The organism is Pseudomonas sp. BS-2016, from assembly GCF_001806145.1.
In the GTDB taxonomy this organism is placed as follows: domain Bacteria; phylum Pseudomonadota; class Gammaproteobacteria; order Pseudomonadales; family Pseudomonadaceae; genus Aquipseudomonas; species Aquipseudomonas lundensis.
On record NZ_MLCT01000030.1, the window covers coordinates 218408 to 231893 of the forward strand.

Sequence of the window (13486 nt, forward strand, 5' to 3'; positions counted from 1 at the left end):
GTGTATTTTCACCCGGCTCGCGCTTCGAACAGCGTTAGCAGCACGCTCACACCGGTGATCAAACGCAACGCGACTCCGTCTTCAAGAAACATTCAGTGACAAGGCCGTACCCTGTACCCGGCACCACCAGCCCTGTTCCCACATCGACCAGAAGGACGCCCTCATGCGCCAGCTGTTTAAACGCACTGCCACTGCCCTTTCACTGTCCGGTTTGTGCGCCATGAGCCTGCCCGCCATGTCCGCAAGCCTGGACAGCACCGTGCAAGAGGCCGCCCAGGCGGTGATGCAGCAATACAACGTGCCCGGTCTGGCCATCGCCGTCAGCGTCGAAGGTAAGCAGCAGTTCTTCACCTTCGGTGTCGCCTCAAAATTGACGGCCACCCCGGTGACCGCCGACACGCTGTTCGAAGTGGGCTCCATCAGCAAAACCCTGACCGCGACCCTGGCTACTTACGCTCAGGCCAATGGGCAACTGTCACTCACTAACACGGTGAGCACGTACCTGCCCGAATTACGCAACACCCCGTTCGGCAACGTAACGCTGATCGGCCTGGCCACTCACACGGCCGGCGGATTTCCGTTGCAGGTGCCCGATGAGGTTCAAAACGATGCACAACTCATGGACTACCTCAAAGCCTGGCAACCGACGTACCCGCAGGGCACCCAGCGCAGCTATGCCAACCCCAGCATCGGCATGCTGGGGGTGATCGCCGCCAAACGCATGAACATGCCCTACACCGAGGCCATGCAAGACCATTTGCTGCCGGCATTGGGGATGAAAAGCAGCTATCTGCAGATCCCTGACAGCGAGATGCACCGCTACGCTCAGGGGTACAACAAAGAGGATGCGCCCGTACGTTTAGGGGCAGGCGTATTGGCGGACGAAGCCTACGGCCTCAAAACTTCGGCGCGCGACCTGATCCATTTCGCCGAGCTGAATGCAGGTCTTGGCCAGGTCAGCCCCCCCCTTCGCCGGGCCCTGGACACCACCCATACCGGTTACTTCCGGGCCGGGCCCATGACCCAGGACCTGGTGTGGGAGCAATACCCCTACCCGGTCACATTGGCTGCACTGGTCGAGGGCAATTCGAACGCCATGGCCTACGACACTCAACCGGTTGAGGCCTTGAATCCACCGCTGGCCCCGCGCGCAGACAGCTGGATCAACAAGACCGGCTCAACCAATGGCTTCGGTGGCTACATCGCGTTCGTGCCCGCCAAAAAGCAGGCCGTGGTCATCCTTGCGAACAAAAATTACCCGAACGAAGCCCGGGTGAAATTGGCTCATGCGCTTTTCGAGGCGTTGAATTAACTGCCTTTGCGCAACACGAAAATGCTGCCCGCCGTGTGGCCGGGCAGCACATCGTATTGTTTGAGCACGCTGAAACCCGCCTGTGAAAACTGGGCTTCGATTGCGTCCTTGGTCACCCAGATGCGCTGCGGATTTTGCGAGGGTTTAATGAACAGCGACAGGATCAACGTGTCACGGCTGACCCGGTGCAATTCGCGCAAGATCGCCAGACGGTGCTCGCTGTCACGCACATGGTGAAACAGCTGCATGCAAAAAATGCAGTCCACGGCGTTTTCAGGCATATCGATGGTAAACACCGAGCTTTTAAACAAGGTGACACGCGCCAGCAAGCCCGTCGAATGGTGGGTTCGGGCGTGATCGAGCATGCCCTGAGACGGGTCGGCGGCCAGAATCACCCGGTTGCCATGCTCGGCCAACAACGGCCAGAAACGCCCGGCACCGCACGCCAGGTCCAGCACCAGCCCTGGCTCGCCCGCCACTTTGAGCGCGCGCCGAATCAGCGACTGCTCCCGCCACATGGCCAGACGCCGGAGCACACCTTCAGGCCGCACTTCGCGGCATACCTGAGCATGCTCGCGGTCATAGCGTTCAGCGAATTCAAGCTCAATGGTGGAAGGTGGCTGCGATGACATGGCCCGCGAACTCTTGTGTATGAAGTTATTCGCCAAGGAGGTTAGCGGGCCAGCAGTGAAAAAATTGTCAGGAAAGGATGAAAACCTTCGTGGCGGTTAAACGCCTGCCCTCACAGGAACAAGGCGTTTAGCCATCCATGGCCCAGTCGCCGGGGAAGGTGGCCTCGTGGCCACGGTGACAGGTCCATTGCGCCCGCTCCCTCCACCCTGTAACGGCAAGCTCACGCGTGCTGCAAATACCAGCGCCAGTCCTGCTCGCCCACTTCGCCCATGAACTGGCGGTATTCCGCGTTTTTGACCGCCAGGTACACCTTCACAAACGCAGGGCCGAACGCTTCTTTGGCCCAGTCAGAGCATTCCAGGGCACGCAAGGTCGTCAACCAGTCGGTGGGCAGTTGCTCGGCGGCCTGTGCGTAACCATTGCCTTGGACCGGAGCGCCCGGATCACGCTGCTCGCGAATACCGCGATGAATACCGGCCAGAATGGCCGCTGCGGCCAAATACGGATTGGCATCGGCGCCGCAAATCCGGTGCTCGATATGCCGCGAAAAAGCCGGGCCGCCCGGCACCCGCAGGCTCACCGTGCGATTGTCCACGCCCCACGTCGCGGCCAGCGGCGCGTAGCTGTTGCTCTGAAAACGTCGATAAGAGTTGGCATTCGGGCAAAACATCAGCAGTGAGTCGAGCAGCGTGCTGAGCATGCCGCCCACCGCCTGTTTGAGCAGCGGCGTGCCTTCGGGCGCTTCACTGGCGAACAGGTTGTTGCCGTCCTTGTCGGCCAGGCTGACGTGCATGTGCATGCCCGTCCCGGCCAGATCGTCAAACGGCTTGGCCATAAAACACGCAGCCATCCCGTGCTTGTGCGCCACGCCCTTGACCAGTCGCTTGTAGCGCACCGCTTCGTCCATCGCCTGCAACGCGTCGGCGCGGTGTTCAAGGGTGATTTCCACTTGCCCCGGTGCGTATTCGGAAATGGCGGTGCGCGCCGGAATGCCTTGCAGTCTGCAGGCGCTGTACAGATCGGCCAGAAACGGCTCGATTTGCTCCAGTTCACGCAACCCGTAGACCTGCGTCGCACGCGGTCGCTGGCCGTCGGCATCACGCGCCGGTTGCGGCCGGCCCTGGCTGTCACGCTTTTGGTCGAGCAAGTAAAACTCCAGCTCCGCCGCCATCACCGGGTAATAGCCGTCGGCCTTTAGCCCGTCGATCACCTTGACCAGCAGATGACGTGGGTCGGCCACGGTGGCGGGCATGCCTTGCTCGGGGTGCATGCTGACTTGCACCGCTGCCATCGGTATCTGGCGCCACGGCATCGGTTGCAGGCTGCCACTCAACGGGTAGGCGCGGCAGTCGATGTCGCCCACGTCCCAGACCAGCCCGGTATTTTCCACATCGTCGCCATTGATGCTCAGGCCCAGAATGGTGCTCGGCAGCGGCCGACCGCTTTCATAAACCGCCAACAGTTCATCGCGGTGCAGCAACTTGCCGCGGGGCACGCCGTTGTTGTCGAGGATGAACAACTCAAACATCTCGATATGCGGGTGCGATTGCAGAAAATCCAACGCTTCTTGTAACGGCGCAAACAGGGTCGTGGCACTCATGGGAAGACTCGTATAGGCGTATCAGACAGGCGCGCAAATGCGCGGTTGATCAACATCAGCCAACACAAGGGGTATCCGGGGGGCGCGCATGACGGCAGTGAAACAAGGCCCAAAACGCCAGTTCGCCCGGCAGTTCACACCGATCAAGGGTGGCGCAGGGAAGATAACCACGAAGCGGCCGTCCTGCAGGCGCGTAAATGCCTGACAGCTTCACGCGTTGAATCTCTACAAGGCCAAGCCTCATACCTGCAACCATTGCCGAAAAAGAACACGCAGCCTCCCATGCGCCGCAGCCCGCTTAAATACAGACTTATCAACCTTTGAGTGGCCAACCGCTAAACATTTGAACGCACGTGATAGCGATGCGAGGCCGCACGCCTTGCGCTGATGAACATCTTTTCATCGAACGACTGCGCCAGGCGCAAGGTCGGATCCAGTGTCTATCCTGCTTGGGAATGGGTTAATCGCCTGTCTCAGGCTGTCTGTTTTCTTACTTCAAGGAGCCTCTCCCATGTCCCGAACGGTTGCTGATTTCATTACCGAAACGCTGCAAGAGGCAGGCGTCAAACGCGTGTTTGGCGTGGTAGGTGACTCGTTGAATGGCTTTACTGACTCGCTGCGCCGTCAGGAACAGATTGAGTGGATTCACATGCGCAACGAAGAGGCCGCTGCCTTTGCCGCCGGTGCCGAGGCGCATTTGACCGGTGAGCTGGCGGTCTGCGCCGGCAGTTGCGGCCCCGGCAACCTGCATTTGATCAACGGCCTGTTCGACGCCCACCGCAGCGGCGTACCGGTGCTGGCGCTGGCCGCGCATATCCCCAGCAGCGAAATCGGCATTGATTACTTCCAGGCCACCCACCCCGAAAGCCTGTTCAAAGAGTGCAGCCATTACGTGGAGCTGGTATCGCACCCCGAGCAGTTGCCGCAGATTCTGGAACGCGCCATGCGCATGGCCATCGCCAAGCGCGGCGTGGCGGTGGTGGTGATCCCGGGGGATGTCGCCCTGCAAACCACGCAAGCCAAGGTGCCCCACTGGCTCAAGCCCGCCATGCCACTGATTCGCCCCGCCGACACCGAAATCGATCAGTTGGCCTCCTTCCTTAACGACGGGCGCAACGTGACATTACTGTGCGGCGCAGGGTGCGCCGGGGCACATACCGAGATCCTGGCCTTGGCCGAACGCCTGAAAGCCCCGATCGTGCATGCATTGCGCGGCAAGGAACACGTCGAATACGACAACCCGTATGACGTCGGCATGACGGGCTTGATCGGCTTTGCATCCGGTTACAAAGCGATGATGAACTGCGACACCTTGCTGATGCTGGGCACTAACTTTCCATACCGCCAGTTCTACCCGGAGCACGGCAATATTGCGCAAATCGACGTGCGCCCTGAAGCACTGGGCAACCGTTGCCCGTTGCAGCTGGGATTGCTCGGTGACGTCAAGCTGACCTTGCAGGCGGTGTTGCCCAGCATCAGACAAAACGCCGACAGCGAGCACTTGGAGGCGGCACTCAAGGACTACAAAAAATCCCGTGAAGACCTCGATGCACTGGCCGAAAGCGGACCGAACAGCGACATCATTCACCCGCAATACCTCAATCGACTGGTCAGCGAGCTGGCGGATGACGACGCGATTTTCACCTGCGACGTCGGCACGCCCACCGCTTGGGCAGCGCGCTATTTGAAAATGAACGGCAAGCGGCGTCTGGTCGGCTCGTTCAACCACGGCTCCATGGCCAACGCCATGTTGCAAGCGATTGGCGCACAGGCGGCGTTCCCGCACCGGCAAGTGGTGTCAATGTCGGGCGACGGTGGTTTCACCATGATGATGGGCGACTTTCTGACGCTCAATCAGGTGGGTTTACCTATCAAAGTCATCGTGCTGAATAACGGCACGCTGGGCTTTGTCGAGATGGAAATGAAAGCGGCCGGGTATCCCGACGTGGGCTGCGACCTGAAAAACCCAAACTTCGCCGCAATGGCCGAGGCCATGGGTGTCAAGGGCATCCGTGTGGAACACCCTTCGCAACTGGAAGCCGCGCTGCGCGAAGCCTTCAGCCACCCGGGGCCGGTGTTGGTGGATGTGGTCAGCGCCCGTCAGGAGCTGGTCATGCCGCCGACCAAAACTTTTGAGCAGGCCAAAGGTTTTAGCCTGTTCATGCTCAAAACGGTGATGGACGGCCGTGCGCGGGAGTTGATCGACCTGGCCAAGGTCAACCTGTTGCGCTGAGGTTCGCCGCCCTGTCAAAACCCTTGGGGCCTACGCTTCGAGGGTTTTGTTCGCCCGCAGCCCGCGCCGGTTCCTCACCCCACCCGCAAGGCTATCCCGTCAAATTTTGTAATAACTCCGGCTGACCGAAAAAGCCTGGATCGCTGTAGTCTTGCCCTCCCTCATTGACGCAAGGTTTATATGAACACCCTTCTGGAGCCTCCCAGTCGCTTCTTGGCGCTCGCAACTCACCTTCACGTGCACCGCCTCACCTCATCTCCCGGCATCGCCTCCGCTCGGTGCTCGCTCATTGTTTCAGTCCCTGCCCTACCCCTGACACCCACGCTGCGTTCGTGCGTCAGCGCGTCTGTGGTCGCCCGGCCTGTCGTTTCCTGTCTTGAACAAGAGGTTTACTGATCCCTATGGAATGGATTGCAGATCCGACGGCCTGGCTGGGCCTGTTGACGCTGATCGTGCTGGAGCTGGTGCTGGGCATCGATAACCTGGTGTTTATCGCGATTCTGGCGGACAAACTGCCGCCGGAGCAGCGCGACCGGGCACGCGTGATCGGCTTGTCGCTGGCGCTGATCATGCGACTGGGCCTGTTGGCCAGTATCTCGTGGATGGTGACGCTCACCGAGCCGCTGTTCGAGGTGTTCGGCAAAGTGTTCTCGGGCCGTGACCTGATCATGTTGTTCGGTGGCCTGTTCCTGTTGTTCAAGGCAACGATGGAGTTGCATGAACGGCTGGAAGGCCATGTCTCTGAACGCACCTCGAACACGACCTACGCACTGTTCTGGCCAATCGTGGCGCAGATCGTCGTGCTGGATGCGGTGTTTTCACTGGACGCCGTGATCACAGCGGTGGGCATGGTGGAGCACTTGTCGGTGATGATGATTGCCGTGGTGTTCTCCATCGGCCTGATGATGCTGGCCAGCAAGCCGCTGACCCGCTTCGTCAATAGTCACCCGACGGTCATCATGCTGTGCCTGGGCTTCCTGATGATGATCGGCTTCAGCCTCACGGCCGAAGGCCTGGGCTTCCATATCCCCAAAGGGTATTTGTATGCCGCGATTGGCTTCTCGATCCTCATCGAATTGTTCAATCAGGTCGCACGGGCCCGTCGCAAAAAAAGTGTGCAAGGCCTTCGCCCGATGCGAGAGCGGACGGCGCATGCGGTCATGCGGCTGTTGAGCGGACGCAAGCTGGAAGCGGATGAAGTGGACGAGGAAATTGCCGATCTGCTTGAAGGCGGCGAGACCAAAGAGGTGTTTCACCGTCGCGAACGCATCATGATCAGCGGCGTGCTGCAGTTGGCTGAACGCCCTATACGCACCGTGATGACGCCCCGCGCCCAAATCGATCACATCGATCTGGCGGATACGCCCGAAACCATTCGCACGACCCTGATGCACTCGTCTTACTCCCGTTTGCCGCTCATTCGTGAAGGGCGAATTGATGAGCCGCTGGGGTTCATTCACAAGAAAGAACTGCTCAAGGAGTTGCTTGCGGGCAATCAGCCGAATCTGGAGGCCATGGCGCGTAAAACCATCAACTTGCTGGACAGCTTCACGATCCTTAACGCCCTGGAGCAGATGCGCAAGGAATCGACCCACATTGCGTTTGTGATCAATGAATTCGGGGACTTCCTCGGCATTTTGACCATGACCGACATTTTGGAGTCCATTGCGGGTGAGTTACCCGATGCCAGCGAAATTGACGGGCCTGACATCGACGTACTGGATGACGGGTTCGCCGTCAGCGGCGCGTTGAACCTGAGTCAGGTACGTGAGCGCACCGGGTTCCCGGCCCACGGCACGGACGACTATCACACGGTGGCGGGGATGGTCATGAGCCTGCTGGACCGTTTGCCGATCAAAGGCGACCGGATTCAATGGGAGGGCTGGAACCTGATCGTCACCGACGTTGAAGAACGGCGCGTAACCCGCGTGCACCTCTCCAAAACGTAAACACCTGCGCGCCCTTGCCCCGTTTTACACCAGCGGCAAGGGCCAACCACCGAGTGCAAAGGCGACATCCGGCCTTTCGCTTCGTCAGAACAATCGCTTAATATACGTTTCATATGCATTTCATATTGAGCGTATCAATGGGCATCGTAAAAATTTCAGACCCCATGCACGAGAACCTGCGGCTCGCGAGCAACGCGCTGAGCCGCTCCATCAACGCGCAAGCCGAACACTGGATGCGCATCGGCATGCTGAGCGAGCTGCACCCTGACCTGGACCACCACCACATCTGCCGGTTGCTGATTCGCGCCGAACTGGCGGGCGGTCTGGACCTCAAGTCCCTGAGCGAACTCGCACTCAACGCTTCCCCCCTCGAAACCGTATCGCAGGCCGATCAATGAGAAACCACGTCGTCATCAACAGCCCGGCGCAAATCGCTCAGTCCAAATTGGCCGGCATGCTGGCCGCCGAAGTCCTGGCCATGATCGCGGAACACGTTAAACCCGGCGTGACCACAGACCAACTGGACAAACTCTGCCACGACTACATCGTCAATGTGCAGAAGGCCATCCCCGGCAACGTGGGTTATCACGGCTTCCCGAAAACAGTCTGCACCTCGGTGAACGACGTCGTGTGCCATGGCATCCCGACAGCCACCCCGTTGAAAGACGGCGACATCGTCAATATCGACATCGCCGTGGTCAAGGACGGCTGGTACGGCGACACCAGCCGCATGTACTTCGTGGGTGAGCCGAGCCCTGAAGCGCGGCGCTTGGTGAAAACCACTTACGACGCCATGTGCGCCGGTATTCGCGTCGTCCGCCCCGGAGCGACCCTGGGCGATATCGGGCATGCCATCCAATCCCTGGCCGAGAAAGCAGGCTACAGCGTGGTGCGCGAATACTGCGGCCATGGCATCGGCAAGGTGTACCACGATGAGCCGCAAGTACTGCATTACGGCTTCCCGGGCCAAGGCATGAAATTGAAGTCGGGCATGATTTTCACCATCGAGCCGATGCTCAACGCAGGCAAACGCCACGTAAAAACCCTGGCCGATCAGTGGACCGTGGTGACCAAGGACCATTCGTTGTCCGCCCAATGGGAGCACATGGTGGCCGTGACCGATAACGGCTTCGAAGTCCTCAGCCCGTGGCCGGACAGCCAGGCCGACTACCCGCCGGTCGGCTGAAACGCGTGATCAATAAGCGGGCCTGCCGAGAGGTCAGGCCCGTGCAGGTGGCCGCTGCCGTAGCTCAGCCAGCTGACTGTGTGGCCATCCGGGCGGGTGGTGGCGATGCGTTGGTTGAGCACGTTGTATTCGTGCTGCTCTATACACTTCTTTGGTTAGGCTCTGTACGAAATCCCGAGAAACCCAATCGCCGCGCTTCGGGAGCTGAGATTTTGTAGAGTGCCCGCCATCTACGGAAAGGAATTCGGTGATGGCTAAGCGTTATGAACTCTCGGACGAGGCCTGGGATGTAGTCTCCGATCTTTTCATCGAAACCCATGGCCGAGGCCGGGCGCGCCTGAGCGATCGCCTGATGCTCGATGGCGTGCTCTGGGTACTCTGCTCGGGTGCTGCATGGCGAGATATGCCAGATCGATTTGGCCCGTGGTCAACGGTTGCGAGGTGGGCGAAACCAAGGGACATTCGATCAGATGCTCAAACGCATGCAGCTCAGGCTGAATGAAAAAGGCCTGATTGATCTGCAAACCTGGATGATCGATTCAACCGCAATACGTGCAACCCGAGCCTCATCTGGCGCTCGAAAAAAAGGGGGCCTGACCCACCTGCCGATCACGCTCCAGGTCGCAGTCGCGGTGGCATGACCACCAAAATTCACATGCTCTGCGACGCCAACGGGATAACGTTGCGCTTCCTTCTGTCTGGCGGTCAAGCCAGTGATATCAGCTACGCCCAGCCTATCCTGGACGAAGTCAGCATTCCTTCGAGCCAACGTGGTCGCCCGCGCAAACGCTGTAAATGACTGCTGGCCGACAAGGGCTACGACGCCGAAGCACTGCGCCGCTACTGCGATCAATATCGAATGCAGCCCGTCATCCCGCTGCGCTCAATGAAACGCAAGCCCAAGCCTGGCTTACCCAGGTTGTTCGATCGGCCCAAATACCGACAGCGCAACATCATCGAGCATATGTTTGGGTGGCTGGAAGAGAACCGTCGGATCGTGACACGCTTCGACAAGCTCGCGAAAAGTTATGCCGCCATAGTCTCATTGGCGTGTTCCATGCGGTGTCTGCGACATCTCTTTTCGTACAGAGCCTGGTACTTGGCTTAGCGCTTTCTTTATCCAAGCATCCTCTCAACATCTCTATTATTTCGTCTTTTGAATAAGCAAATTACTCATCAGCACTCATCCCTATAATACGTTCAGGTGATTCATTTAATTTCTCATCCTTGCATTGTTAAGGGCGGCAATCAAGTGATTTGATATACACATATTTTGCGACAGCGCTTGAGTTATACGCCGTGGTTTTTAGGCGCTCTATTGTGTCGAGAGCCAAACTACCGCAACAATCACATTTAATCATCTTTATCACCTGCGCAAGCAGGGTTATTTCATGACACCTTAAATATTTAAGGTGTCGACTCAAAAACTATACTTTCAAAATAAGGTTACTATTTAATGCTATGATGTCTACATGATCAGAGCTTGAAAAGTTATAAAAAACATCTTGAAGATGCATATGCTCTAAATTTTCACAGATCATTCGGTCAGCTGCTTTTACCAGAAACTCACCAATAGCCTTTATAGTTTCAGGACAACCTAGTATCGATATTTCATTCAATTTTATTGATGTTTCTTTACCAACAGCCGTACCATGAATCTCAAATCCACTAATATCAGTCATAAGTCAAATCCTTTAGTTCGCAAGTACTCTTTCTCTTTCCGAGTTAGCTCTGAAATACCACTCCGTGAACCGTGGCTCTGAGAGCCATCCTTATTAATAACCACTTCTTCACGTCTTAAATTACATTGACAATGTGCATGTACCTGCTGATTCGTATTCTCAACATGAGGCGAGTCAATGCCAACTCTGCCGTTACCGACTCGCTCCCAACGCCCAGAACGCGCCAACCCCAGCGGATTAACCCACCCCACCGGATTAGGCGCATATTGATAAAGATTCAACCCACCCGCATAGCTGATTGGGTCTTTGCTAACAAACCGTCCGACTCGTGGATCATAGTACCTATACCGATTGTAGTGCAGCCCTGTTTCGTGATCGTGGTACTGCCCCTGAAACCTGATCGGGTTGATCAGGCCTTGGCGTTGTGCCCATTCAGAACGTTGTTCTTTGACTTCTCCCCACGCGCTGTACTGAGCGCTCCAAGCGATTTGGCCGGTGTGGTCGGTGAGTTCTTGTGGCGTGCCGAGGTGGTCGCACTGGTACCAGGCCAGCACGTCAATCGGCAGCGCTTGCGGAGTGTGGGTCCACAGCGGGTCTTGGTCGATGTCATAGGCGCCGGTGTAGCTTGGTTGGGCCAGGCGGATCAGTTGTTGATGCAGCGCTTGAGCAAAGAGCGCGAAGCTGCCTGGTTCAAAGATTTAATGCACCGCGTACCCGACGGCGCCTTGGGTCTAGCCGGGCTGTTTCCACAGGCCAAGGTGTCACCGTTCAAGCCATGAAGGGTAAACCGCAGCCCCTTGAAAAGGATTACTGGGCTCAGCCATATAAATTATTTTCGTAAATACGCAGAAACCTTATCTACATTAACGATCAATGCTTTAAATGACGCCTCTGAATCTCCTGATATTTTAACTGTAAAGTAACTATCTTCCACAAAAAACCCTATCGTTAAATCGCACTTATTTCCCGGCCCAAACTTAGTCAGAACTACATCACTTAAAGGAAAGGCTGAAAGCTCAACTTGTACAGCATTCAATCCTTCCCACTTCCCAGGCGGGACCAAAGGAAAATCCTTCATGCTAAATCGCAACTTAGCAATTGGGCCATTCCACCCAAAATTTACTTCCTGCAAGTCTACACCATCGAAACTCAAATCTTCGCCATAGAGCTCATTAATAAAATTACTACCACTCAGATAATTTTTAGCCAATTTCATCACTGCTCTCGCTAAAATGGATAATGTGCCGCTGTAACGGGTACCGATCCGGCTCGTGTATTCTCTGCTGGCCTCACATTTAAATGAGATTTCTGATCGCCAATACCACCTTCGCCAAATTTATGTCCTGCACTATGTTCTTGAATCACTACCTAACTTTCGTCTTCCCGGGTGAAAGTATATTCTCTTGTTTCCACACGCTTCCCATCGCATATTAATGGACAGCCTCCTCGTGTAGTCATTGGTACTTTAACAATACTATCTGATTGCTGAGATACAGAAACTCCTCCATCACGCTTTGCTCGCTTAAACGCGCCTTGTCGACCTGAAAGCACAAACGGGTCTACTCAGACCACCGGTTTCGGCGCATACGCATAAAGGTTCAACCCACCCGCATAGCTGATGGGGTCTTAGCTGATAAACCGTTCGCCCCGTGGATCATAGTGCCTATACCGATTATAGTGCAGCCATATTTCGTGATAATGCATGGCTATTTTATAATCGTTGCAGCATCTTATATGAGTCAAATGACTATGTAAGTGATGCAAGCGGACTTAAAAACTCCACAAGCCACAAAATCATATCTGCACATCTATATGCTAGATATTGACGCGAACATTTTTAATCTCTCCTTCAACTCATAAATAGACGCCTCTATCATAGAGCAATACTGAGAAATACTGAGTTCCTCAGTAAAGCATGTAGTGCTTGCCCAAGGTTTTATGACAATAAAACTTTGCTTATGCACATCAACGAATACCGCCTCATCACCATCAAAAGCCTCAACACCTAACGGCAAGCAAGAATTTCTTATATCTTCTCGAATAGCATTAGACAGGACGTTTTCCAAATTATCCATGGCGCACTCTATTGGCTCAAAATCATTCATTCTGACCACTAAATCCTCTAACGCCAACAAAAGACTCTTTGCAAGCATAAGCTGCTCGTAATCTCCAACATTTACTGAACCAAAAACAAATTCACAGCGCGAAAAAACGTATTGCCTGTCAGTTGAGAGCTCTACCTCCAATTTAATTATTGGTTCTTTCATTTCCCTGCCCCCTTACATTTACAAGTAATCGTCCTTGCTGCAAACCGTTTAGCAACTTCAGGTGGCACTGGAATCCCGCAATTCTGTATAGAGTCTCCATTCCAATGCACTTTTCCATCATTGCTATAGCCAAAACGATGAACTACGCCATGTTCATCTCGCGTATACCAATGCTTACCCTCTGCATCAGGTATCGCTTTTTTTGTACAAGTCATCTGCATTTTTGGGAAAAATTTAAGTTTTTGTTCCTCCGCCTCTAAAGGTTCCAGATGAAGGATCATGGTGCCCTGGATTTTCATATTTTGGTTTTGGGCCGTGGTATCGACCCTCTTTAGGGAGCTTGGCTAACCCATTTGTATCAACCCACCCCGTTGGATTCGGCGCATACGCATAAAGATTCAACCCACCCGCATAGCTGATCGGATCCTTACTGACAAAGCGTCCGACCCGTGGATCATAGTACCTATACCGATTGTAGTGCAGCCCTGTTTCGTGATCGTGGTATTGCCCCTGAAACCTGATCGGGTTGGTCAGGCCTTGGCGTTGTGCCCAGTCCGAGCGTTGTTCTTTGACTTCTCCCCACGCTTTGTACTGCGCGCTCCAGGCGATTTGGCCGGTGGGGTC

At 55.7% G+C, this 13486-nt stretch carries 15 protein-coding genes and 1 pseudogene; 7 read left to right on the forward strand and 9 right to left on the reverse strand.

Going from position 1 to position 13486, the window contains the following annotated elements; translation table 11 throughout:
- The first annotated feature begins 163 nt into the window (after nucleotides 1–163).
- Nucleotides 164–1312: a class C beta-lactamase gene (gene ampC, locus BKD70_RS16315; RefSeq protein ID WP_047274108.1), complete on the forward strand. Its 1149-nt coding sequence runs from the start codon at nucleotides 164–166 to the stop codon at nucleotides 1310–1312.
- Here ampC and BKD70_RS16320 read toward each other — a convergent pair.
- On the reverse strand, nucleotides 1309–1944 hold the full coding sequence (locus BKD70_RS16320; RefSeq protein ID WP_047274107.1) for a class I SAM-dependent methyltransferase: 636 nt from the start codon (nucleotides 1942–1944) through the stop codon (nucleotides 1309–1311). The genes ampC and BKD70_RS16320 overlap by 4 nt on opposite strands.
- A 221-nt stretch (nucleotides 1945–2165) precedes the next feature.
- Nucleotides 2166–3545 (reverse strand): glutamine synthetase family protein, encoded by a 1380-nt coding sequence (locus BKD70_RS16325; RefSeq protein WP_047274105.1) that lies wholly within the window; start codon nucleotides 3543–3545, stop codon nucleotides 2166–2168.
- 511 nt (nucleotides 3546–4056) lie between these two features.
- Between BKD70_RS16325 and poxB the strand changes: the two genes are divergently transcribed.
- The 4 genes from poxB to map all read left to right on the forward strand — a co-directional run bounded on the left by poxB (nucleotide 4057) and on the right by map (nucleotide 8913).
- Entirely contained in the window at nucleotides 4057–5778 is a 1722-nt protein-coding gene (poxB, locus tag BKD70_RS16330; RefSeq protein ID WP_047274103.1) for a ubiquinone-dependent pyruvate dehydrogenase, read from the forward strand.
- A 401-nt stretch (nucleotides 5779–6179) separates the two neighbouring features.
- Nucleotides 6180–7727, forward strand: coding sequence for a TerC family protein (locus tag BKD70_RS16335; RefSeq protein ID WP_047274100.1), 1548 nt, complete (start codon nucleotides 6180–6182; stop codon nucleotides 7725–7727).
- A 137-nt stretch (nucleotides 7728–7864) separates the two neighbouring features.
- On the forward strand, nucleotides 7865–8125 hold the full coding sequence (locus BKD70_RS16340; RefSeq protein WP_047274098.1) for a ParD-like family protein: 261 nt from the start codon (nucleotides 7865–7867) through the stop codon (nucleotides 8123–8125).
- On the forward strand, nucleotides 8122–8913 hold the full coding sequence (map, locus tag BKD70_RS16345) for a type I methionyl aminopeptidase (protein ID WP_047274096.1): 792 nt from the start codon (nucleotides 8122–8124) through the stop codon (nucleotides 8911–8913). Before BKD70_RS16340 ends, map begins: the two co-directional genes overlap by 4 nt.
- Here the strand turns inward: map and BKD70_RS25065 are convergent.
- The gene (locus tag BKD70_RS25065) at nucleotides 8895–9035 is read right to left on the reverse strand and encodes a hypothetical protein (RefSeq protein WP_169859671.1); all 141 of its coding nucleotides are present in this window, start codon (nucleotides 9033–9035) and stop codon (nucleotides 8895–8897) included. The two genes, map and BKD70_RS25065, sit on opposite strands and share 19 nt — an antisense overlap.
- Before the next feature lie 128 nt (nucleotides 9036–9163).
- Here BKD70_RS25065 and BKD70_RS24370 point away from each other — a divergent pair.
- A pseudogene (locus BKD70_RS24370) lies at nucleotides 9164–10021 on the forward strand (IS5 family transposase).
- 319 nt (nucleotides 10022–10340) lie between these two features.
- Here the strand turns inward: BKD70_RS24370 and BKD70_RS24815 are convergent.
- Both BKD70_RS24815 and BKD70_RS25700 read right to left on the reverse strand, forming a co-directional pair.
- A complete protein-coding gene (locus BKD70_RS24815; RefSeq protein WP_099421407.1) occupies nucleotides 10341–10595 on the reverse strand; it encodes a hypothetical protein in 255 nt (84 codons plus the stop codon).
- Nucleotides 10592–11149, reverse strand: a complete 558-nt coding sequence (locus BKD70_RS25700) for an RHS repeat domain-containing protein (protein WP_371914004.1) — start codon at nucleotides 11147–11149, stop codon at nucleotides 10592–10594. Before BKD70_RS25700 ends, BKD70_RS24815 begins: the two co-directional genes overlap by 4 nt.
- A gap of 42 nt (nucleotides 11150–11191) precedes the next feature.
- Here BKD70_RS25700 and BKD70_RS25705 point away from each other — a divergent pair, with 42 nt between their 5' ends.
- Nucleotides 11192–11374, forward strand: a complete 183-nt coding sequence (locus BKD70_RS25705) for a hypothetical protein (protein ID WP_230683778.1) — start codon at nucleotides 11192–11194, stop codon at nucleotides 11372–11374.
- A 50-nt stretch (nucleotides 11375–11424) separates the two neighbouring features.
- Here BKD70_RS25705 and BKD70_RS24380 read toward each other — a convergent pair whose 3' ends face one another.
- The 4 genes from BKD70_RS24380 to BKD70_RS24390 form a co-directional block, all read right to left on the reverse strand.
- Nucleotides 11425–11811, reverse strand: a complete 387-nt coding sequence (locus BKD70_RS24380; RefSeq protein ID WP_047274540.1) for an Imm50 family immunity protein — start codon at nucleotides 11809–11811, stop codon at nucleotides 11425–11427.
- An 11-nt stretch (nucleotides 11812–11822) separates the two neighbouring features.
- Nucleotides 11823–11960, reverse strand: a complete 138-nt coding sequence (locus BKD70_RS25710) for an HNH/endonuclease VII fold putative polymorphic toxin (RefSeq protein WP_202969401.1) — start codon at nucleotides 11958–11960, stop codon at nucleotides 11823–11825.
- A 443-nt stretch (nucleotides 11961–12403) separates the two neighbouring features.
- The gene (locus BKD70_RS16365) at nucleotides 12404–12862 is read right to left on the reverse strand and encodes a hypothetical protein (RefSeq protein ID WP_047274092.1); all 459 of its coding nucleotides are present in this window, start codon (nucleotides 12860–12862) and stop codon (nucleotides 12404–12406) included.
- 234 nt (nucleotides 12863–13096) lie between these two features.
- On the reverse strand, nucleotides 13097–13486 hold a 390-nt coding region (locus BKD70_RS24390; protein ID WP_302621732.1), incomplete at its 5' end, for an RHS repeat-associated core domain-containing protein.

Excerpts from the sequence above, each read along its gene's own strand:
- BKD70_RS16320 (WP_047274107.1), bottom strand. The coding sequence starts at position 1,944 with ATGTCATCGCAGCCACCTTCCACCATTGAGCTTGAATTCGCTGAACGC.
- ampC (WP_047274108.1), top strand. The coding sequence starts at position 164 with ATGCGCCAGCTGTTTAAACGCACTGCCACTGCCCTTTCACTGTCCGGT.
- map (WP_047274096.1), top strand. The coding sequence starts at position 8,122 with ATGAGAAACCACGTCGTCATCAACAGCCCGGCGCAAATCGCTCAGTCC.
- BKD70_RS16325 (WP_047274105.1), bottom strand. The coding sequence starts at position 3,545 with ATGAGTGCCACGACCCTGTTTGCGCCGTTACAAGAAGCGTTGGATTTT.
- BKD70_RS24815 (WP_099421407.1), bottom strand. The coding sequence starts at position 10,595 with ATGACTGATATTAGTGGATTTGAGATTCATGGTACGGCTGTTGGTAAA.
- BKD70_RS16335 (WP_047274100.1), top strand. The coding sequence starts at position 6,180 with ATGGAATGGATTGCAGATCCGACGGCCTGGCTGGGCCTGTTGACGCTG.
- BKD70_RS16365 (WP_047274092.1), bottom strand. The coding sequence starts at position 12,862 with ATGAAAGAACCAATAATTAAATTGGAGGTAGAGCTCTCAACTGACAGG.
- BKD70_RS24380 (WP_047274540.1), bottom strand. The coding sequence starts at position 11,811 with ATGAAATTGGCTAAAAATTATCTGAGTGGTAGTAATTTTATTAATGAG.
- BKD70_RS16340 (WP_047274098.1), top strand. The coding sequence starts at position 7,865 with ATGGGCATCGTAAAAATTTCAGACCCCATGCACGAGAACCTGCGGCTC.
- poxB (WP_047274103.1), top strand. The coding sequence starts at position 4,057 with ATGTCCCGAACGGTTGCTGATTTCATTACCGAAACGCTGCAAGAGGCA.